The sequence below is a fragment of the Marinobacter guineae genome (assembly GCF_002744735.1).
GTDB classification, from domain to species: domain Bacteria; phylum Pseudomonadota; class Gammaproteobacteria; order Pseudomonadales; family Oleiphilaceae; genus Marinobacter; species Marinobacter guineae.
In genome coordinates this window covers 40,443-62,444 of record NZ_KZ319343.1, presented here as the reverse complement: position 1 = coordinate 62,444, position 22,002 = coordinate 40,443, and the positions used below count along the sequence as shown (strand labels likewise).

Below are 22,002 nucleotides of genomic sequence, written 5' to 3'. Positions count from 1 at the left end.
CAACCCTGAGAATGGAATTCAACCGACACTTTTCTCGGTTTTGGCAACAACTGACTCAACACCACGAATCAGGGCATCGACAATCGCAGGCTCGGAAGCGGAATGGCCGGCATCCCGAATAATCTGAAGCTCCGCTTCCGGCCAGACCATGCTTAGCGCCAGGGCGTTCTCGAGAGGGCAGACCATATCATAACGGCCATGGACGATGACGCCCGGAATGTCCGACAGTTTGCCGGCATCCCGCAGGATCTGATCAGGCTCCAGGAATGAGGAATTCATGAAATAGTGGCATTCGATTCGAGCCAGGGCGATGGCAACATGAGGATGACCAAAATGCTCAACCACCCTCGGATTCGGATGCAGGGTTGCGCACCGACCCTCCCACACAGACCAGGCCTTGGCGGCCTGAATCTGCTCCAGTTCGTTGGTACTGGTTAGCCGCTGATAATAAGCTGAGACCATGTCGTCACGCTCTGCCTCGGGAATCTGTGCCTCAAAGTCTGCCCAGTAATCCGGGAACACCCGGCTTGCGCCATCCTGGTAAAACCACTGGATATCGCGGGGACGGCAGAGAAAGATGCCTCGCAAAACCAACCCCAAAACACGCTCGGAGTGGGCCTGGGCATAGACCAGGCTCAGGGTCGACCCCCAGCTTCCACCAAACAGAAGCCATTTGTCGACACCGAGGAAGGAGCGCACAGCCTCCATATCTTCAACCAGCTTTTCCGTGCTGTTGCCTTCAAGTTCCGCCAATGGCGTCGACCTTCCTGCGCCGCGCTGGTCCATCAGAATGATCCGGAAACGTTCGGCATCGAAGAAGCGGCGATGGTAGTCCTCACAGCCTCCGCCGGGCCCGCCATGGACCACAAGAACCGGGATGCCATCCGGGTTGCCGCTTTCTTCAACATAGAGTTCATGCGGCGCATCAACGGCAATACGGTGTTGGGCGTTGGGTTTGATTTCAGGGTACAGGGTGAGCATGAAGCGCTCCGAAGTAAGGATTTAACCGGAGTTTAGCTTACGCCAATGAAAAAAGGGCAGATGAGAATTTCATCTGCCCTTTTCGAGATGAGCCCGGGGTCAGAAGAAAACGTTCTTCTGGCCCCTGTTTCAATCAATGGCTTACTTTTTGTTCGACCGCTTCCGCTCGTTCTCGGTCAAAAGCTTCTTCCGAAGGCGAATCGATTTCGGCGTCACCTCTACCAGTTCGTCGTCATCGATAAACTCCAGCGCCTGCTCAAGCGTATGCTTGATGGGCGGCACCAGCGCGATAACTTCATCCTTGCCGGAGGCACGCATGTTGTCCAGCTTCTTGCCCTTGGTGGGGTTAACCACCAGATCGTTATCACGGCTATGGATACCGCAAAGCTGGCCTTCGTAGATTTCCTGACCCGGGTCCAGGAACAGCTTGCCACGGCTCTGCAGAGTTTCCAGAGAATAGGTCAGTGCTGTTCCGGTCGCCATGGAGACGATGACACCGTTCTGGCGGCTGGTCACATCACCAACCTTGACGGGGCCGTAATGACTGAAGGTCGAGGTCAGAATACCGCTGCCTGAAGTCATGGTCAGGAAGGTATTTCGGAAACCGATCAGGCCGCGGGCCGGAATGGTGTACTCAAGGCGCATCCGCCCCTTGCCGTCCGGTACCATGTTGGTCAGATCACCTTTACGCAGACCCATCTGCTCCATGATCGGGCCCTGATGCTGCTCTTCAATGTCGACGATGACATTTTCGTAGGGCTCCTGCTTCACGCCATCCACTTCCTTGATGACAACTTCCGGGCGACCTACGGCCAGCTCGAAGTTCTCGCGGCGCATATTCTCAATCAGCACCGACAAGTGCAGCTCACCACGACCGGACACCTTGAACTTATCTGCCGACTCGCCTTCTTCAACGCGCAATGCCACGTTGTGCAGCAATTCCTTCTCCAGGCGCTCCTTGATGTTCCGGCTGGTGACATACTTGCCTTCCCGGCCGGCAAAGGGCGAATCGTTTACCTGGAAGGTCATTGATACGGTCGGCTCATCCACCGTAAGTGGCGGCAGGGCCTCAACGTTGGCCTGATCACACAGCGTATCCGAGATAAACAGCTGATCCATACCGCTCACGCAGACAATATCGCCGGCCTGTGCTTCATCCACTTCAACGCGCTGTAGGCCAGAGTGCCCCATGATCTTGAGGATACGACCATTGCGCTTCTTGCCATTGGCCCCAACCGCGGTCACCGGCGAGTTGGTTTTGATCTTGCCCCGCGCGATGCGACCAATACCGATCACGCCCAGGAAACTGTTGTAATCCAGCTGGGAAATCTGCATCTGGAACGGACCGTCCATATCGACGTTCGGTGCAGGCACATGATCAACGATCGCCTGGAACACGGCATCCATGTTGTCATCCAGTTTTTCGTGATCCATGCCCGCAATGCCATTCAGGGCACTGGCGAAAACAATAGGAAAGTCCAACTGTTCATCAGTCGCACCCAGGTTGTCGAACAGATCAAACACCTGGTCCACAACCCAGTCCGGACGGGCACCAGGACGGTCAATCTTGTTGACCACCACGATCGGGCGCAGGCCGGCGGCAAACGCCTTTTGAGTCACAAAACGGGTTTGTGGCATAGGTCCGTCGATGGAATCGACCACCAGCAATACACAGTCGACCATGCTCATGACACGCTCAACCTCGCCACCGAAGTCAGCGTGGCCCGGAGTATCAACGATGTTGATGTCGTAGTCGTGCCATTTCAGGGCCGTATTCTTGGCCAGAATGGTAATGCCACGCTCTTTTTCCTGGTCGTTGGAATCCATAACCCGCTCGCTTTCGAGCTCTTTTCGGTCCAACGTGCCGGACTGGCGCAACAGCTGATCAACCAGCGTGGTTTTACCATGGTCAACGTGGGCAATAATGGCGATATTACGAAGTTTTTCAATCACAAAAATAATCCTGCGGCATGCACTAAATGACCTGAGAGGGTCGTTCGAAGGGAGAATCCCCGCACATGCCGTCTCAAATCCGTAAAATGAACTCATTCACCGGGACTGGTTGCCCGGCACCCTGCATGGATCTTCTCGATCCCGAATCTCAAAATGGCAGGGTGAAAATGAAGCGGCGCGTAGTATAGCGAAAAGTCTGTGTCGTTAATATGAAGAAAAACGCCTACTCTTTGGGCGATGCCGCGCACTCATTTAGCGCACCCAAACAATTAACGCACCAATTAAGTGCACCAATAAAGTGCAGGAACCGAACCGGTAACAGCGAATTTGGCCTGTACATGCCCCAAACCCTTGCAGTTGCTCAGTTCTGGAGCATGCCCTAAAAATTGGCAAGCGCCTTGCTTTATCGAAAGCAGCCGAAATTTGCAGGTAAGACGCACTGGCATTTGCTAAGCTGCGCAAACCTGAGAAACAGATCGGAACTCAGTATTCTGAGCGATCCGGCATCACGAACATGAATACAGCCGCCTTTGCGGTATAACTTATGGAGCATGCACAATGTCCAAGACAGTTGATTTGATCAAAGAACACGAAGTCAAATGGGTTGACCTGCGCTTTACTGATAGCCGCGGTAAAGAGCAGCACGTGACGCTGCCAGCCACCGAAGTAGATGAAGATTTTTTCGCGGACGGCAAAATGTTTGACGGCTCTTCCATTGCCGGCTGGAAAGGCATCAACGAATCCGACATGATCCTGATGCCGGACGACGAGACCTCAGTACTCGATCCGTTCACTGAAGAAACCACCGTTAACATCACCTGCAACATTGTAGAGCCCACAACCATGCAGGGCTATGAGCGCGATCCGCGTTCCGTTGCCCGTCGTGCCGAGGAATACCTCAAGTCCACCGGCATCGCCGATGGCGCCCTGTTCGGCCCGGAGCCGGAGTTCTTTGTCTTTGATTCCGTTAAATGGAACGTAGACATGCAAGGTTCTTCGTACCACATCCATTCGGAAGAGGCCGCCTGGGTATCCGGCGAAGACTTCGACCGCAACAACATCGGCCACCGCCCGGGTGTGAAAGGCGGCTATTTCCCGGTTCCGCCGGTGGACAGTCTGCACGACCTGCGTGGCGCCATGTGTGCGGCCATGGAATCCATGGGTCTGGAAATCGAAGTTCATCACCACGAAGTGGGCACCGCTGGCCAGTGTGAAATCGGCGTTGGCGCCAACACCCTGACCCGCAAGGCTGACGAAGTTCAGATCCTGAAGTACTGCGTACACAACGTGGCTCACGCCTACGGCAAAACAGCCACCTTCATGCCCAAGCCGGTTGTGGGTGATAACGGTTCCGGCATGCACGTACACATGTCCCTGAGCAAAGACGGCAAGAACCTGTTTGCAGGCGACAGCTATGCCGGCCTGAGCGAAGCGGCCCTGTACTACGTTGGCGGCGTTATCAAGCACGCCAAGGCCATCAACGCCTTCACCAACCCGGCAACCAACAGCTACAAGCGTCTGGTTCCGGGCTACGAAGCACCGGTTATGCTGGCCTACTCCGCCCGTAACCGTTCGGCCTCCATCCGTATTCCTTACGTGAACAGCCCGAAAGCGCGTCGTATTGAAGTTCGCTTCCCTGATCCGGCGGCCAACCCGTACCTGGCTTTCGCTGCCCTGATGATGGCCGGCCTGGACGGTATCCAGAACAAGATCCACCCTGGCGACGCCATGGACAAGGATCTGTACGATCTTCCGAAGGAAGAGGCCCTGAACATTCCGAAGGTTGCCGAAACCCTGTCTGAAGCTCTGGACTGCCTGGCGGACGACCACGAGTTCCTGACCCGCGGCGGCGTGTTCACTGAAGACATGATTGCCGGCTACATTGACCTGAAGCGCGGTGAAGTTGAGAAACTGAACATGACCACTCATCCGGTTGAGTTCCAGCTGTACTACTCCTGCTAAAACCTCTCTCCCGAGAGTTTAAGAGCAGCAAAGCCCCGCTCCGAGCGGGGCTTTTTTTTGTGCGCAAAAGCACATTGCCTGCAGCCCTTAACGATATGTAACCAACATCCCGCCCCCAGGCGTTGAAATGCCCCCGGGCGCCGCCGATAATCGGTAAAACCCAATGACAGGTGAGCTTATGAATCCAATGTCTGGATTGGTTGCCGGCCTTCTCTTTATTCTGGCGGGCCCGGCCTCCGCCGAGGTCTACCGCAACGTCGATGCCTACGGCAATGTCACGTTCTCCGATGAACCGAGCGAGGGCGCTGAAGCCGTAGAGGTCAAACCGGTCACTACGATCACTCTGCCCAAGCCCGAGGTGGTGCAGGAAACCGACAAGCTTCGGGAAGAGGTTCAGAGAGAGGGCGCAGCCTACGAGAGCGTCGCTTTTGTGTATCCCGATAACAACCAGGCCTTTTACAGTGGTAGCGGTGATATCCAGTTCGAGGTTCGCAGTACTCCCGGCCTGCAGCCTGGTCACAAATACGAAGTAACCATTGATGGCCAGCCCGTTGGCCAGAGCGCTTCCGGCTCGGTTACCGTTAACAATGTCTTCCGTGGAACCCACCAGGCCCGCGTTCATATCGTGGATGAAAATGGGGTTCAGGTAAAAACCGGACCGTCCATTTCCTTCACTGTTCACCGCCCTTCTGTAGCAAACTAGCCAAACCGACCCATCATCCACAATGCACCGCACTATGTTGGTGCAGGCGCACCAGAAAAAAGCCATACTCTGATCAGCAACGGGGCGAAATTTCCGGGCTGGTCAGGGGCTAACTCCCCTTTTGCACCAGCTTACGACACATTTCAACGCCGATTCGGCTCTATGCCCGTCCTTTGCCCATTCATTTGTGAGCCCGGCCCAATGTGGTTCGCTTTTTGCAAAACTCCGGAGGTCAAACTTTGTCGAACCAACGGAAATCACGCATGGCACTGCCTTCGGCCCACGCAATCGGATACAAAAGCATTCTCGACAGCCTTACCACGGCCGTCCTGGTGCTGGAAGAAAACCTGAACATACGGTATCTCAACCCGGCTGCTGAAAGCCTGTTCGAAACCAGCATGACCCGCAGCCACGGCCAGCCCTTCCGTGACATCCTTGTCGATTCCGAAGATGCCCTGAAAACATTGTTTGCCGCCGTCGATAACGGCCAGTCCTACACCCGCCGCGAGGCCGAATTCCTGTTAACCAGTGGTTCACGCCTCACCGTGGATTACTCCGTCACCCCGATCAGCCTGGATCCGACCGAATTACTGATCGAAATCCAGCCAAGGGACCGGCTACTGAGGATCAGCCGTGAAGAGGACATCATCTCCCAGCAGGAAACAACCCGCATTCTGGTCCGGGGTATGGCCCATGAGATCAAGAATCCGCTCGGGGGAATTCGTGGCGCCGCCCAGCTTCTGGACCGGGAGCTCAGCAGCGAGGATCAGCGCGAGTATACCCGGGTAATCATCGATGAGGCCGACCGCCTGAGAAGTCTCGTAGACCGGATGCTCGGCCCGAACAAGGCACTCAAACTGGCACCGACGAACATCCATGAGGTGCTGGAACGGGTGGGCACTTTGCTGGAAGCCGAGAGCAAGGGCCGCCTGCAATTCAGCCGGGACTACGACCCCAGCATTCCCGAGTTCCGGGGCGACAAGGAGCAACTGATTCAGGCGTTTCTGAACATTGCCCGCAATGCCATGGAAGCCGCGTTCGAGAACCAGGGCGGCCACCGCAGTGAAGAGCCGCCAACCATTACCTTCCGGACCCGCACCCTGCGCCAATTTACGATTGGTCACCGACGCCATCGCCTGGTGTGCCGGATCGATGTGATTGATAACGGCCCGGGCATACCGCCGGAGCTGTTGCAGAACATTTTCTACCCGATGATCAGTGGCCGTGCCAGCGGCACAGGCCTGGGCCTTTCAATTACCCAGAGCATCATCGGACAACACCATGGACTGGTTGAATGCGAGAGCGAACCAGGACGAACCGACTTCATCATCTTCCTGCCTCTGGAGGACACCCCATGAGCCAACCGGCAAACGTCTGGATCATAGACGACGATCGCAGTATTCGCTGGGTGCTGGAACGCGCCCTTAACCAGGCCGGTATGCAGCCCCGCGTTTTTGACAGTGGCGAAAGCATCATGATGCGACTGGAACACGAGCAGCCGGATGCCATCGTCAGCGATATCCGGATGCCCGGCGTTGACGGGATCACTCTACTCTCACAGATCGTGGAAGTGCACCCGGACGTGCCCGTGATCATTATGACGGCCCACTCTGACCTGGAAAGCGCCGTTACCAGTTACCAGACCGGGGCCTTTGAATATCTTCCCAAGCCGTTCGATGTGGATGATGCCATGGCACTTGTCAAACGCGCCGTTGCCCACAGCCACGAAAGACGTGCCAGCGCCGAGCCGCAGGCAGAAAGCACCCAGCGTGCCGCCGAAATCATCGGTGAAGCGCCGGCCATGCAGGAGGTTTTCCGGGCCATTGGCCGGCTGTCCCATTCAAACATTACCGTACTGATCAATGGCGAAAGCGGCACCGGCAAGGAGCTGGTGGCCCAGGCACTGCACAATCACAGCCCCCGGGCCAAACACCCGTTCATTGCACTGAACATGGCCGCCATCCCGAAGGACCTGATTGAGTCCGAACTGTTCGGCCACGAGAAAGGGGCTTTTACCGGCGCCGGGGCGGCCCGCCAGGGCCGCTTTGAACAGGCCAACAGTGGCACCCTGTTCCTGGATGAAATCGGGGACATGCCCGCCGATACCCAGACCCGCCTGCTGAGAGTACTGGCCGATGGCGAGTTCTATCGGGTCGGCGGCACCACTCCGATCAAAGTGGACGTCCGGATCATCGCCGCCACGCACCAGGACCTGGAAAAACTGGTGCAGGCCGGCTCCTTCCGGGAAGACCTGTTCCATCGCCTCAACGTAATCCGGGTGCACCTGCCGAAACTGGCCGAGCGGCGAGAAGACATTCCCCGGCTGATGCAGCACTTCCTCAAACGGGCCGCCAAGGAACTGGCCGTTGAAACCAAAATTCTGAGGACCGAGGCGGAAGAATACCTCACCACCCTGCCCTGGCCTGGCAACGTCCGCCAGCTGGAAAACACCTGCCGGTGGCTCACCGTTATGGCGAGCGGCCGGGAAATCCACATTGATGACCTACCCCCGGAACTGCTGCACCAGGCCGAGGCTCCCACCACCGGAGCCACCTGGCAGGAGGGCCTGAAAAACTGGGCGGAACAGGAACTCAAGCGTGGCAAGAAAGGCATACTCGATACCGCCGTTCCGGAGTTCGAGAAGATCATGATTGAAACCGCCCTGAAGCACACCGGCGGTCGACGGCGTGATGCTTCAATCCTGCTGGGCTGGGGCAGGAATACACTGACCCGGAAGATCAATGAACTGGGGATGGACCATCCGGAGCATGAGGACGATTGACGATTGGCGAACCACCGGGGTTCGTTGATGTTTGGGGTCAGATGAAAAGGTTATCTGACCCTGTTTTTACCCTGTTTTTACCCTGTTTTTATCCAAGCGTTCAATTCAGAATTTCCTGCCAGTAGATGATGCGGTCGTTGCCGCGATAAACACCAAACGTGGCGACTGCTTCAGGATCCTGAAGTTCATCCTTCCCAGGATCTCCTGGCCCTGACGGCTCACGCCCCCAGTAACCTTTCAGCCAAACAGGCATCTGCCAGCGTACCCGCTCCTCACCCCGCTGCCCTGTTGGAGCAAGCAATAAAGCTGGTGCCTCCCCATCGCTGAGCGTTCCTGTCTCGGATTCGTTTTGCAACTCGTGAAACTGTTGCTCGTTCTGAAGCGGGGTTGGCGTGGAGGTGTCCCAGCTCGAGCAGTTATCAAGAGTATTGCGCACAAACCGGGCACCATTCCAATAGGTTGCCTCCGCAGGCATTATTAGAGGCTGATCGGCATTCTCAGGGCCAAAAACATTAGTCATTTCAAGGCGCCCATAGCGGATATCGCCCTCCGACGCCGGCTCAAACATCAGAGGCATTGGCTGCGACACCAGTGTCATCACCCCATCGAGGTCAACAACACCATCCACGGAAAATGGAAGGACCGGCGTAAACGGCGGGATCCGGGTATTTGTTGACTTGGGCACCAGAAAACTGTCGTCGTTGCTGTAACGGAAGATCACTTCCTGCGCATCGACATCGCCCGAGACGTTGCCAATGCCCTCGTCATAATCAATCGGCACCAAGGCACTATCGTCAGCCAGGCGCGCGGTCCTGTCACTGTCTGGTGCAGTTCTGGCAACGCCCGAAGCAGACAGTTTCATAAAGTCATTGATCAGGTAATTCGTGGTAATCGTGGTGCCATCGGCGGCCCTAGGCACTATTGCCACTTCCGGTGTTAGAGCCCAGTCAAAGGATTGCCCGACATAGGTAAACCCGAGTGGCACCGAGCATACCGAACCGAGCATGCCTGCATCATTCAAAGACACCGTAAATCCGGCAGGTGTGAAACGTCCCACAGGCGCGCTGAATCCGCCGGGTAGTGTCTGGCCAAGATATGGCTGGCCAGTTGGCACGAAAAACTCGAAAACACCCACCTCAGAGACCGACTGATTGACATCCCGGCGTCCTTCACCGGTGGGCAGAATCCCCACCGTTTCATTCAGAATTGTGCCCGGTTGCCCGGTTACCGGTGCCAGCAGTCGATGCCCTATCTCAAGGTCAGCGTACTCGAAGTTGGGAGTAACGGAGTTATCACAAAACTCTGGGCCACTCTCCCCGGCGCCTCCCCACGCAGCAGCAGAAGCGCGCAGATTGAAGATTTCACCAGCCACCGCACCGGCCGAGCATTCCGCGTCTACTGTTGCGCACGCCAGGTCAGGATCGATCGCTTCAACACAGAAGCCGGCAGGGACGACTGGAAACGGTCCGCTGTTACCAACGATTATTTCTCCAGTGGGTATGCCCTGATCATCGACCAAAGGCATCTGGGCGAACAAACTTATCAGACCCGAATCGTTGTAGCTCAGGTTTACAGCTGCGCTACTGTTAGTGTCGTCACCAAAATCAAAGACTACCGGCGTCGAATTGGCAGCATTTCCTGCTGAGTTGTTGCCAACAATGGTTCCATTTACCTCCATAGCTCCAATAGCCGAGCAATTGCCGGGACTCTCGCAAACCTGGCCTATGTTCACTGTTTGTGGGCCTGTCAAATAGGCTTCACAAGAACCTGTCGTGTCACTCTCCCTTACGGCCGTCAACCTCAGGTCTTGGATACCCGGCATGACATTTGAGGGCTTGCCACTAACCTGACTTCCGATTGGGACGGAGAAATCATTGCCCTGATGGAATACAAACCCGGTCCGCTGCACCACAAGGTCTGGATCAGCGCCGGTCAACTCCCGCACGCCTCCGTCTGTAATATCAAGATTCACCGTATCTGGCTGAGTGTGTTTGAGCCCCAGAGTAACCACACCACCATCAGCAGGGTCGAACTGATACGAAGCCTCGCCACTGTCACCCGGAACAAGTGTGAGATTACCGGCTAAGCTGCCCAAAGCCTGCCAGAACCCCTGCCCGGTTGATGTCGACAAAAAGACCTCTCCCGCATAGTCCGTCACGATATCACCCAAGGCGTTCCGGGCCTCAAAGGTAATCGGAGTTGGCTGACAAGTGACCCCGGCACCTCCGTGGAGTATCCGGAAATGATCAACGGCGCCACCGGTATCCGGACACTGGAAAAACGCCGTCGGAGGAATGAGTTCAAACTGGCCCTGTCCCGGACGACGCCAACTTAGCTGGGCAACAGCTCCACCCGCATTCTCATACATCTCCATCCGAATATTGTAGCTGCGCCCTCTTTCCAGGATGATGTCGCCCGATTCGTGATTGGTCGGAGAAAAATCACGCCATTCATCAATAACCGGGGTGGCCAGATCATCCACGTATAGCCGAACCCCATCGTCTGTACGGGTACGGAATTGGTATGCACCGCTTTCAGGCGGCACGATGAACCCACTCCACCTGACAGAAAACTGGTTGGAATTGATGACTCCGGGTACAGGGCTTCCATTGCCCCAGTTATTGTCAATCTGATTGGTGATTTCTGAGTAGACAGGCGGGCCGTCAAGATTTCGATTGTTCCAAAATTGTGTTGCCAGGCCACTAGCCGCAGCAGTGAACTCGAGTTCTGACGGATTCGGCTCAATGGCCACGCCACCAACATCTTGCAAATCAGTAACGACAACCCGATAACTATCATCAAGAGAGAGTTGGTCTGCCAGCTCCAGCATTACGCTGTATCCGTTCTGGCCAGGAGTAGCCCCGAGCACCGATACTGGCTCACCGTCACTCACCCGCTCAATCCGATAAAATTCGGTGTTGGCTAACGATGATTCCAGCAGCGGTCTTGACCGCTGATTTTCGAAGAACGTCAGTTCAACCAGGTCCGAACTGCCGCACACGGCAGCGGCAGACTCCAACCTTGGTGCAGCGACGGGCAGACACCCAAATAGGAACTGCTCTGGAATAACCTCTTCGGTGCCATTCGGGCGGCGCCAACGAAGACGAGCCTCTGCTACACCACCGTTTTCGTAGTACTGCATTCGGATAGCGTAACGCTGACCCGCCTGCAGCATGACGGAAACGGCAGAATTGCCGACGGACCGATCAGACCAATCATCAATAATCGCGGTATCCAGATTATCCACCCAGAGCCGGACACCATCGTCCGTTCTGGCGATGAACTGATACTCTCCGTCCACCGGCACTTCCAGAGATCCCTGCCACTGAACCGCAAACTGATTGCTATTGATGGCAGGATCTGGAGGTCCGCTCCCCCAATTGAAATCCACAACTGGATCCAATCGGGTTAGATCCGGCGTCTCCGGAAAAGGATCGTTCCGGTTGTAATTGTTGTAGTAAGTCGCCTCAAGACCGTTCTGATAACATTCACAGGACACAACGTCTGACCATTGCTGTCCGGCCGCAACTTGCCCCACCTGCACACGGGCATCCCCCGACAGGTTCTCTGACCGAAAACCAATTTCCGAAACTTCGGCTACCTGTGTCGAGGGTGAAGACACAATAGATGCCGACGGAGTTGGTGGCGGACTATCCGTGCATTGGGGATCAACCCAAAGCTCACCCTGCTCGTAGAAGTTGCGACCGTTTTTGGAGAATCGTGCAACGAGCAAATAGGTCTGGCCCGGTTGAAAATCGGTAGAGTAGGCCGCCTGGGTATCCAACCGGACAAAAAAGTCTCTCTGACCACCGCCTCCTTCATTTACCTTGATACCAAACTGCGGCGAATCACCAAAACTGGGGTTCTGAAGCCAGAACCCCAGAAAATCATTATTGCCGGGAGTGCCCTGAAATCGGACCAGCATACTCACGTAAATGGTTTCGCCTTCGTAGATTCCGGAAAGTGGTCGGGTCGCTACACGACTGGCATTCCCGAACACTTCCAGTGTGGTATCGGAACGGATGCTCAAACCATTTGATGCGAGAAATTCAAGGCGATTTGTTGATGTGTCCACAATGCTCTGGCCAGCTGAGCCACTCCAGGTATCGCCCCAACCCGAGCCACCATTGCGACTATCAATCGATCCCGGTGGATAAGACTCGAAATTGTCTCGGACAGGCAAAACACCGGCAGGACCAATGTCGCAAAGCCCTCCCAACAAGGCAGGGCTGAGTGCTTCGGGAACGTTGTTAAAGACAGCGTTTTTGTCCAGATCGACATCGTCCTCACTGCCGATCAAACCATTCACGACGCTGTTATTTTTAAGGTCAACCTCATTCTCTGCATAAAGAACACCATTAAAAATGGCGTTGTTTCCAATTTCGACCTCACCATTAACCAATAGCAGCAGCTGGCCGGCCTGACCGAACTGATTAATGTTGGCGTTGTTTCCAATGTCAAAATCGCCATCCACGAAAATGCGTACCACTGCATCCGTGGCAATTGACAAGACATAGCCATTGTCCAGGTCATCATTATCAAAATAATAGTCGCCACTGGACAAAACGGCAGGAGATTCCGGCCAGTCACTCTCAGCTGGCCAGTCGTCGCTGTCGAAAGTCAGTCTTCGGTTTTCGGGCAAACCTTCGTTAATGCCATTGCCTGAGCGAAAGACTTCAGTGCACTCGGCCGCCAGCAAACTGGTGCTTAGTAAAAACATCAGAAAAAAGGCAAACACCTGGCGGACAACAACAGTCGGGATCATTGCACTCTCACCTCAATGGTTCTTTCGGCACGATCAGCACCGGTTCCACACCTGCCGACACTGACCAGTGTGTGCGCGCCGCCAGACACGGTATCGCAAGCGTATTCAACCGAGCACGATGTCAGACCGAGAGAGGCGCCAAAGCTCGTAATATCGGCAGGGCAGGAAACTGCGGCACCATTGTTCAGCTGGCTGAGAATCCGATGCACTCCCACCTGCGCTCCGCTTTCAGCTGCGAAAAAAGCCCGCTGGGACTGTATCTGCAGGCTGACTGCCTTACCGGAACTTTCCTGTAACTGAGCCATGCCGATCACCAGCAGGGCCAGCACCGTGATGATAAACAGCGCGATGGGAAGGCCAGCACCGGTTTGTTTGTATAGGGGACGCTTAGGGGGCATTCCGGATTTGCACCTCCTGGCTGACCTTGGTGGTTTCGTTGCCATCCTCGTTTACCAATTCGAACCCGAAATTGACTACTGCGGCACGGCGCAATGATGGTGGAACGACTTTCAGATCGAAAGAGTTGGCGACCAGATTGGCACTCATCACTTCCCGGGTTCGGTTGGCACTTCCGTTCAAACTGTTGGCGGTTTGCTGACTCTCGCTTCGGGCGTAGTCACTGAAACGGTATAGCCACGGGCCGATCTGGCAAAGACTGACAGGGCCATCTACCACATACAGCCTTTTTTGGGGTGACCGCTCTCGAAAACGATGGTCCTGGGATAACGTCACCATATCTGAATCTGCCGCAAGAGCCTCGATCCCTGGCGAAACTGGGCCGGGGTTTTCACTGCCGTACAAATCCGACTCGGCCGAACCGTAGCCATAAACCACCAGCCTGGCATCAGCGGAGATGGCCCGTCCAAAGGGCACGATGGAGACTTCATCAAAATCCGGGCCAGTAGTCAGGACCTCATAGCTGGTGGCAGCGATAATTGGCAACCACTCCAGGCATTGGCCATTGGAGCGGACGGACAGAGGAAAGGCTTCCCGCACTTCACGGGTGATCTGCTCACTGATTACCACGCTTTGCAGCGCCCGTTGCTGGCGGCTACTCACATCCAGAGCGCCGCGGGTCGAGAGAGCAACGAACTGGACGGAAATGGTGGCGACAATGCCCAGCAACACGATCACTATCACCAGTTCCACCAACGTAAACCCCGCTTGCCTGGGCATCAGAAATTCCCCCGATAGGCACTGAACAGGTAGGTATTGTTGGATGGGTCGGTGATGGTGATGTCGATACGTTTGGCCTCGTGGTTGGCCAGGCCCACTTCGGTACCGGCACAGGCCACCAAAATGGATGCCCGGAAACGGTTATAACCCGCGAGCTGTTCCTGTTCGCTATTTTCTGGCGGGGAGTCATTCAAGTTATGGTAATCATCCACATCATTAAACGTGCGCCGGCTTTCGCCGTCCGGGCCTAGGTTGGTGCAATCGGCCTTGGCTGCGGACACCAGGCCACCGCCAATGGGCGTTCCATCGGCAAAGGACTTAGCGAGAACTTCATCCATATACAGCTGGGACAAAGCCACTGCCCGGGTCTGGTTGAGGGGGTCAGCACTGCGGCCAGCAATCAGAGCGAAAGCTCCCACTACGCCGGCTATGGCGATGCTGATAATGACGATCGTCATCACCAGCTCCACCAGGGTAGCGCCCTGCTGGCAATTCAATCGAAGCCTGATGGCCATCAACAGCGCCCCTGATAAACCGCACCCAACGAACTCAGACAGAGGAAAAACGTGCTGTCGCCGGTTATCCGGAATTCGGTGCTTTGACGGGGCGCCGGAGAGGCAACACGCCCCAGGGAGTCAAAACCAATGAAATAACCAGAAGACGGAATGGCAGAGTAACCGGATTGGCCCTCAGACTGATAAGCCATTCCAGCACCCTCGCTGCGAATGGAAAACAGGGAGCCGCCAGCTTCAAACTCGAAGGCGTTTGGAAGCTGCCGGATGATAACGGAATTCGAGGAATTGCCCGCCAGCGCTGCTTGCTGAGCAAGCAGCGTGGCGGAGGCAAGTTGTTGCGTGGCCAACAGGGGCGAGAAGGCTGAGCGGCTGGTGAACAGGCCAATGCCCAAAGCGGAGAGAACTCCGATCAGGATAATGACCATGACCAGTTCAACGAGGGTGAACCCCGATGACCTTGGAGCTGCTTCCATTGTCATACCCCCTCCCTAAAACCCGACGATGCAATGACGTAGGTCGGGTTAGCGAAACGTAACCCGACACAGTTTCCACCAACTACCGATATGTCGGATTACGCTTCGCAAATCCGACTTGCCGCACTGCTTAAGGGGCAGGGAATACTCCGTTGCATGTGGTAGCGTCATCCATGGTTCCAACTTCGCTCACTTCAGAAGGCGAGTTCGCTGCACTCGATTCATTAAAATTGAAGCACGGTTTACCCGCCTCGTTTGCGATGGCAACAATTGCTGATGGGGGGGTCGTAGTATCATCGGGGGTCACAACAAAATCACCCAGTTTGGCTGCATCATCAACGGAAGAAGCAGCTAAATAGCCATACACAACATTAATATTGTTGGTTCCTTCCAATGACACGGTTCCGCTGGCCGCAGTTGCGCTATTCGCAAGAGCTGTCGAACGAACGATTCCCATAGCAGACTTCACGCTGCCGCGAGCTCCCTCGATAGCGGCCTCTTCCGCATCACCACTCAAATCCGCAAACCGCGGCAAAGCAAACGCCGCCAGAATCCCCAGAATCACAATCACCATAACCAGTTCGATCAGGGTGAAACCTTTCTCTTTTCTTGCTGCAATGGCTGTCATCGCTTTCATGGTACTTCTCCGTTTTCTCAGTTGATGTCTTTCAATCAGTTAATCGTTGTTACAATCGCACCATCGCTGGTGTCGTATTCAATCGTGCTTCCCTGACCATCAAGTTGGTATTGGTATTCACAGACATCGCCAGTTACCGAGGCCCAGTAGTCGGCATTGGCATCAGCGGCAGTTGCTGTTGAAATGGTTGGCGCGTTGGACTGCAGGAGTCCCCGCCATACCTGAACGCATCTATTTTCGTTCGGCGAGCCAGTGTTGCCGTTGGTGGACGTTGCCCAGCCTTCTGCGTTTACTGCAACATCGTCGTTGCCAAAACCTTGAACCGCCGGGACTGCGCCCGTGATTCCGTTCGTCACCCATTGGGCTTTTACCAACGCCACGCCCGCACTTAACGCACCGGCTGTCGCCCTTATACTGGACTGATGTGCCTGTTCCGAGAGCTGCGCAAAACGCGGCAAAGCAAAGGCTGCCAGGATGCCCAGGATTGCAATAACCACCACCAGTTCTATCAGGGTGAACCCTTGCTGCTTCTGTTCTCTGTTGTACTGCCTCATTCGTCAGCCTCATATCCGTTTATCAAGTTTATGGCCACGCGCGTCCGGGCATCCTGCCGAACCACGGTGGTATCAGCTAACGGTACCGAAACCAGCTTCAGGCCGGTAAGCCGCTCTTCCTGCTCCCGCACGCCATTCCCGTTGCGGTCTGCAAATTCCGTTGTCACTTCCCAGGCCAGAGGCTGTCCGGCTTGTGCCTGCTGGTTATCAACCATCACAGGCTGCCTTGGGTTATAAACTAACCAACCTTTGGGCCCGTTTGCTGTTTCTTTTTGTTCGTCGACCCGGAAACACCAGTCTCCCGGATTCGGCTGAGGCGTCTTACACAGACCCTCGTAGTTCCCCCACTGATGTTCAACCAGCTCAAAGGGGTTGATGCTACGATGCTGGTCCAGGCGCCCGTCTCGGCTCAGCATTACTTCGGCCCCCTTGATAACCAGCGCCGATCTCAGCTGACTGATCACCATGTTGGCAGCACGTCCCTCGGCATTGCGCGTCTCCCGTTCCAGCACTCCGAGCAGGAACCACCAGAGCGTTCCAAGCACCACCAGCACCACCAACAACCGATACTTGCGGACGTGGGTTAATCCGCTTGCGCCAGACAGCGTTGCCGATCTCACTCAGCCCCGCCCCATGGCGGCGGCTCCCAGATCCCAGATCGGGAGGAATACGCCCAGCGCCAGGATTAGAACGAGAACGCCCATGGCAACAATCAGTATTGGCTCGATGGATTCCGCCAGCCGCTTCAGGCCGTAATCCACGTCTTCATCATAGAAATCCGACACGTTGTTGAGCATGTCGTCCATTGAACCGGTTTCCTCGCCCACCGCGATCATCTGCAGAATCAGAGGCGTAAACATCTCACTGTTTCGCGCGGTTCTGAGCAGGCTCTCACCATGCTCGATACCCGTGCGCATTTCCTTGATATGACTCGCTATCCAGGCGTTGTCCGTGGCGTCGGCCACCACTGTCAGGGCTTGGGTCACCGGCATACCAGCGGACAGCATGGTAGCAAAGTTCCTCGCAAACCGACTGAGCGTGATCAATTCAAGCAAGGGTCCGATAATCGGCATCTTGAGTTTGTAGCGATCCCAGGTCAGCCGCCCCTGTTCGGTCTGCTTCCATTGGCGCAGCATCAATCCGCCGGCGGCCGCGGCAAACAGCAACACGTACCAATAGCCCAGCAGGAAGTTGGAGGTACCTACCAACACCTGGGTCAGAAACGGCAGGTCCGCACCCAGCTTGCTAAAGACCGAGGCAAACTTCGGAATCACCAGGAAGTTCACCACCATCAATGCAGCCAGCAACGCAATCATCACAAAGGTTGGGTAACGCATGGCCTGCTTGAGCCGCCGCCTGGTGTCCCGCTCAAGCTCAAGAATCTCCGACAGTCGCTTGAAGGCGTCGTCCAGCATCCCGGTGTTTTCACCCACATGGATCATGGCAATGAACAGTTCCGAGAAGACCTTGGGGTGTGCCTGCATGGCCGTGGCCATGGTGTTGCCGCCTTCGAGCCGACTGGTCACGTCGTCGAGTACTTCGGCCAGCACGGGGGAGCGCGATGTTTCCGCCAGGCCCCGCATGGTGCGAATCAGGGGAATACCTGCCTTGGTCAGTGCGTACATCTGGCGGCAGAACACGATCAGCTCGTCGAGGGTGACCTTTTGCCGGAAGATCGGCAGCCGGTTGAGCCGATCAATGACCGAGTCGTTTTGTTCCTGCTCACGTATCGTGAGCGGTGTAATGCCCCGTCGCATCAATTCAGACGCCGCGGCATCGGCATTGGGCGCCGCCAGGGAGCCTTGCTGAACGCTGCCACGATTGTCCTTACCCCGGTAGCTGAACTGCATCAGGCGTGCTCCCCGATCGGTTCATCCGGCAGAGGAAGTTCATCGTCCGGTGAGAACTCACCTTCGGATGTCGCGGCCACCCGGGCCACTTCTTCCAGGCTGGTCACCCCCTGAAGCGCATAATCCATGGCGCACTGCCCAAGCGGTCGGTAAAGATCGCCTTTACGGGCCGCCTTGGTGAAGCCGGAAACATCCTGCCGGCGCAGGGAATCCAGCATCGCCTCGTTCATTTCCAGCATTTCGTAAACGCCAAGCCGGCCCTTGTAGCCGGTGTTGCTGCACTGGTAACAGCCACGGCCATGAACGAACCCCGCCTCGATGTCTAGCGGATCAAGACTGAAGCTGTCCAGCCATACACGTTCCTGGTCCGTGGGCTGGTAAGGCTCTGAGCAGTTTTCACAGACCCGGCGCACCAGGCGCTGCGCGATCACCCCCAGCAGGGAGCTGGCCACCAGGAACGGCTCCGCGCCCATGTCGATCAGCCGCATGGCGCTGCTGATGGAGTCGTTGGTGTGCAAGGTGGAGAGCACCAGGTGGCCGGTCATCGCTGCCCGCAGGCCGATTTCCACAGTCTCGCGATCACGCATCTCACCCACGAGAATCACATCCGGATCCTGGCGCAGGGCGGCGCGAAGCACATTGGCAAATTCCAGTCCGATCTTTGGGTTCACCTGAACCTGAGTAATCCGGGGCAGGCGATATTCCACCGGGTCTTCGGCCGTGATGATTTTCACTTCCGGGCGATTCAGCTCCGACAGCGCCCCGTAGAGCGTGGTGGTCTTACCGCTACCGGTAGGGCCGGTTACCAGAATCATGCCGTGGGGCTTCTTGATCATCCGCCGGAACCGTTCGAGAAGCTGCGGCGGCATGCCGGTGCCATCCAGGTTCAGCATGCCCTGGCTCTGGTCGAGCAAACGCATCACCACGGACTCGCCATACTGGACCGGCATGGTCGAGACCCGCACATCAATGCTCCGGCCCTTAACCCGAACGTTAAAGCGCCCGTCCTGGGGCATCCGCTTTTCGGAGATATTCAGACCAGCCATCAGTTTCAGGCGCAGGACCAGCGCGGCATTCACCCGCTTCTCCTTCATCACCTGTTCCTGGAGCACGCCGTCCACCCGTTGCCGGATGCGGACTACGGTCTCGTCTGGTTCGATGTGAATATCCGAGCTGCGGGCCTGCACCGCATCTTCGAACAGGGTCTGAAGCAGTTTGACCACCGGCGCTTCAGCACTTTCGGATTCGGCAGAAAGGTCGGCCAGATCGAAGGCGTCATCACCCAACTCGTCTTCCAGCTCTTCGGCCAAAGAGGCGATTTCGTCGGTGCGCCGGTAGACCAGGTCGAGGGTGTTCAGCAGTTCACTTTCACGCACCACCGCCTGTTTGATGGGCTGCCTGAGAATGCGTACCAGCTCGTCGTAAGCAAAGATATCCAGCGGATCGGCCATGCCCACCAGCAATTCACCGCCCTGCTCCGCCAGCACAATACTGCGGAACCGGCGCGCCATGGCTTCTGGCAGTTTCTTCACCAGGTCGTTGTTGAACTGGTAATGACGCAACTGCACAAAGGGCACATCAAGCTGCCGGGACAGGATATTGAGCAGGCTGTCTTCGTCCACATAACCAAGATCGGTCAGGGTTTTGCCCAGCTTCCGGCCGGTGCTTTTCTGCTCGCGCAGGGCCGCCATCAGCTGCTGCTCAGTAATGACATCATTCTGAACCAGTAGGTCGCCTAACCGGACTTTCTTTTTCGGTTCTGTCGTCATCATCCTGCCTGCAGCGTTTTCAGTCGTTCACGAACATAATCCGCCAGGGACGGCGAAAGGCCGGGCAACTGAGCGGCCTGACCATAGGCGCGCACTGCGCCAGTCACCTCGCCACCGGTTTCCAGGGCGATGGCCAGCCCCACCCACCAGGCAGCACGGCTGTCGTCCTGGGCTATCAGCACAGACCATTGCCGGGCAGCCTCGGCGCTGCGGCCTGCCTGTTGGAGCAAGGTAGCCAGAGTCACCCGGTATTCCATGTTCTGCCCCGCGGCGGGTACGTCTCGCTCAAGCGTGGCCACCGCGCCAGGCAGGTCGCTACTGGCATGAAGGGCCCTGGCTCTTAGCAAACGCAAGCCGGCATCGGACGCAGCAGCGGATTCCGGCAACCATACCAGGGCGCGGCCCGGCATCCCCTGCACCAGCATCTGGCGGGCGAAGACTTCCCTGCTGGCGATTGCGGGCTGTGATGCTGCCAGTTGCTGCAACCTCTGTTCGGCTTCACGTGTTGCACCGGATCGCAGCAATGACGCCAGTTCCCGGCTCACCCGCAGATCGATGGATTTCGGCGTTTCGCGGATCTGTTTTACCTGCGGTTCCGGCGCATCAGCCGCTGGTTTCGGGGCGCTTAATTCGGGCTCTGGCTGCGCAACTTTGGCAACCGGTTGCTCGACGATCACTTGTTTTTTCTGCTCTGGCACTGCTGGTTCAGGAATTCTGGTGATTTCTGGCTCAGGCACCGGTTCAGGATCAGATTCAACAGACAGCTCTGGCTCTCTGGCCGGCTGCCTCTCAACGTCTGCCAGAACAGGCTCCGACTCGGCGACCGGCGTGGCGCTGACCAAGGCCGGCGGTTTCTCGCTGCTGGTCTGAGCCTGAAACCAGTATGCGGAAACGGCGATCACCCCGGCCGCCAGCAACAGCACTATGGCCCACAGCCAGGGTTTGCCCCGATCTTTAGCCGAAACCTGTCCGGTATAGGCGCCAGCGACCTCTGGTCGGTTCTGCCGCTGCTCTGCTGCACGCAGGGCATCATTGAGCAGGCTCATAACCACCTCCTGATCAAGCCGGGAGACCGAACGCTTTCGGTGTCCCGAATGGCCTGCAGGGCATGGCCACGCTGAACCACGCGATCGCCCTTACCCCAGGCCGCCAGCATGGACTTGTGGGCAAGTATACTGACCAGACGGGGGATCCCGCCCGAGGCCCGGCTAATCAGGCGAAGAGCGCCGGGAGCGAACAGATCCGCTCCGTTGTAGCCCGCCTGCGCCAGCCGATGTCGCAGGTATTGGGCAACCGAGTGCCTGTCCAGGGGTGCCAGACGGTAGTGAAAGGTAATGCGCTGGTTCAACTGCCGGAGGCTCTGTTTCTGCAACAGCGCATCCAACTCAGGCTGGCCAAACAGCACCACCTGCAGTAACCGTACACTTTCGGTCTCCAGATTCGTGAGCAGCCGTAATGCCTCAATCGTCTCTTCCGGCATTGCCTGAGCCTCGTCGATCACCAGAACGACTTGTTTACGTTCCATGGCGTGGGCGATAAGGCGCTCGTTGATGGCCTTGAGAACCTGGTGAGGATTGGCACAACCGGAAACATCAACGCCCAGCTCTTCAGCCACCGCTTCGTATAGCGTGTCGGGCGTCAGGTGGGGGTTGGGCAAATACGCGGTATAAGCTTGCTGCTCCAGTTCGTTGAGCAACAACCGGCACAGCAGGGTCTTGCCGGTGCCGACCTCGCCGGAGATCTTGATAAAGCCTTCCCGCTCTTTCAGTGCCACCAGCAGCAACTCCAGCGCATCGCCATGGCTGGGCGCCCGCATGAAGTAACGGGTGTTGGGCGTCAATGCAAACGGTGCTTCCTGCAGTCCGAAATGGGATTCGTACAT

At 56.5% G+C, this 22,002-nt stretch carries 18 protein-coding genes; 4 read left to right on the top strand and 14 right to left on the bottom strand.

Annotated elements, in window-relative coordinates:
• Positions 1-18: 18 nt before the first annotated feature.
• Together pip and typA are read right to left on the bottom strand one after the other, a co-directional pair.
• Positions 19-981, bottom strand: coding sequence for a prolyl aminopeptidase (gene pip / locus CLH62_RS19055; RefSeq protein ID WP_099619778.1), 963 nt, complete (start codon positions 979-981; stop codon positions 19-21).
• A gap of 141 nt (positions 982-1,122) precedes the next feature.
• On the bottom strand, positions 1,123-2,934 hold the full coding sequence (gene typA / locus CLH62_RS19050; protein WP_099619777.1) for a translational GTPase TypA: 1,812 nt from the start codon (positions 2,932-2,934) through the stop codon (positions 1,123-1,125).
• 558 nt (positions 2,935-3,492) lie between these two features.
• Between typA and glnA the strand changes: the two genes are divergently transcribed.
• From glnA to ntrC, 4 genes are all read left to right on the top strand, one after another.
• Complete coding sequence (gene glnA / locus CLH62_RS19045) at positions 3,493-4,896, top strand: glutamate--ammonia ligase (protein ID WP_099619776.1); 1,404 nt, start codon at positions 3,493-3,495, stop codon at positions 4,894-4,896.
• A gap of 178 nt (positions 4,897-5,074) precedes the next feature.
• Positions 5,075-5,599 carry a DUF4124 domain-containing protein gene (locus tag CLH62_RS19040; protein ID WP_099619775.1) on the top strand — a complete coding sequence of 175 codons (525 nt, stop codon included), beginning with the start codon at positions 5,075-5,077 and terminating at the stop codon, positions 5,597-5,599.
• Between the two features lie 263 nt (positions 5,600-5,862).
• Positions 5,863-6,957, top strand: a complete 1,095-nt coding sequence (gene glnL, locus CLH62_RS19035) for a nitrogen regulation protein NR(II) (protein WP_099619774.1) — start codon at positions 5,863-5,865, stop codon at positions 6,955-6,957.
• Complete coding sequence (gene ntrC / locus CLH62_RS19030; protein WP_099619773.1) at positions 6,954-8,381, top strand: nitrogen regulation protein NR(I); 1,428 nt, start codon at positions 6,954-6,956, stop codon at positions 8,379-8,381. The genes glnL and ntrC overlap by 4 nt, the downstream gene beginning before the upstream one ends.
• A 100-nt stretch (positions 8,382-8,481) precedes the next feature.
• On the opposite strand, the gene CLH62_RS19025 is transcribed toward ntrC, so the two are convergent.
• The 12 genes from CLH62_RS19025 to CLH62_RS18970 all read right to left on the bottom strand — a co-directional run bounded on the left by CLH62_RS19025 (position 8,482) and on the right by CLH62_RS18970 (position 22,002).
• A complete protein-coding gene (locus CLH62_RS19025) occupies positions 8,482-13,146 on the bottom strand; it encodes a DUF6701 domain-containing protein (RefSeq protein ID WP_099619772.1) in 4,665 nt (1,554 codons plus the stop codon).
• Positions 13,143-13,544 carry a pilus assembly PilX family protein gene (locus tag CLH62_RS19020; protein WP_099619771.1) on the bottom strand — a complete coding sequence of 134 codons (402 nt, stop codon included), beginning with the start codon at positions 13,542-13,544 and terminating at the stop codon, positions 13,143-13,145. Before CLH62_RS19020 ends, CLH62_RS19025 begins: the two co-directional genes overlap by 4 nt.
• Positions 13,534-14,322, bottom strand: a complete 789-nt coding sequence (locus tag CLH62_RS19015; protein WP_099619770.1) for a PulJ/GspJ family protein — start codon at positions 14,320-14,322, stop codon at positions 13,534-13,536. The genes CLH62_RS19020 and CLH62_RS19015 overlap by 11 nt, the downstream gene beginning before the upstream one ends.
• Entirely contained in the window at positions 14,322-14,837 is a 516-nt protein-coding gene (locus CLH62_RS19010; RefSeq protein WP_099619769.1) for a type IV pilus modification PilV family protein, read from the bottom strand. The genes CLH62_RS19015 and CLH62_RS19010 overlap by 1 nt, the downstream gene beginning before the upstream one ends.
• Positions 14,837-15,316 carry a pilus assembly FimT family protein gene (locus CLH62_RS19005; RefSeq protein ID WP_099619768.1) on the bottom strand — a complete coding sequence of 160 codons (480 nt, stop codon included), beginning with the start codon at positions 15,314-15,316 and terminating at the stop codon, positions 14,837-14,839. The genes CLH62_RS19010 and CLH62_RS19005 overlap by 1 nt, the downstream gene beginning before the upstream one ends.
• A 124-nt stretch (positions 15,317-15,440) precedes the next feature.
• Entirely contained in the window at positions 15,441-15,947 is a 507-nt protein-coding gene (locus CLH62_RS21600) for a prepilin-type N-terminal cleavage/methylation domain-containing protein (RefSeq protein ID WP_099619767.1), read from the bottom strand.
• A gap of 35 nt (positions 15,948-15,982) precedes the next feature.
• Positions 15,983-16,501: a type II secretion system protein gene (locus tag CLH62_RS18995; RefSeq protein ID WP_099619766.1), complete on the bottom strand. Its 519-nt coding sequence runs from the start codon at positions 16,499-16,501 to the stop codon at positions 15,983-15,985.
• The gene (locus CLH62_RS18990; RefSeq protein ID WP_228152909.1) at positions 16,498-17,121 is read right to left on the bottom strand and encodes a hypothetical protein; all 624 of its coding nucleotides are present in this window, start codon (positions 17,119-17,121) and stop codon (positions 16,498-16,500) included. The genes CLH62_RS18995 and CLH62_RS18990 overlap by 4 nt, the downstream gene beginning before the upstream one ends.
• Positions 17,122-18,351 (bottom strand): type II secretion system F family protein, encoded by a 1,230-nt coding sequence (locus CLH62_RS18985; RefSeq protein ID WP_099619765.1) that lies wholly within the window; start codon positions 18,349-18,351, stop codon positions 17,122-17,124.
• Positions 18,351-20,120, bottom strand: coding sequence for a GspE/PulE family protein (locus CLH62_RS18980; protein WP_099619764.1), 1,770 nt, complete (start codon positions 20,118-20,120; stop codon positions 18,351-18,353). Before CLH62_RS18980 ends, CLH62_RS18985 begins: the two co-directional genes overlap by 1 nt.
• Entirely contained in the window at positions 20,120-21,166 is a 1,047-nt protein-coding gene (locus CLH62_RS18975; RefSeq protein ID WP_099619763.1) for an MSHA biogenesis protein MshN, read from the bottom strand. The genes CLH62_RS18980 and CLH62_RS18975 overlap by 1 nt, the downstream gene beginning before the upstream one ends.
• On the bottom strand, positions 21,163-22,002 hold the full coding sequence (locus tag CLH62_RS18970; protein WP_099619762.1) for an ExeA family protein: 840 nt from the start codon (positions 22,000-22,002) through the stop codon (positions 21,163-21,165). Before CLH62_RS18970 ends, CLH62_RS18975 begins: the two co-directional genes overlap by 4 nt.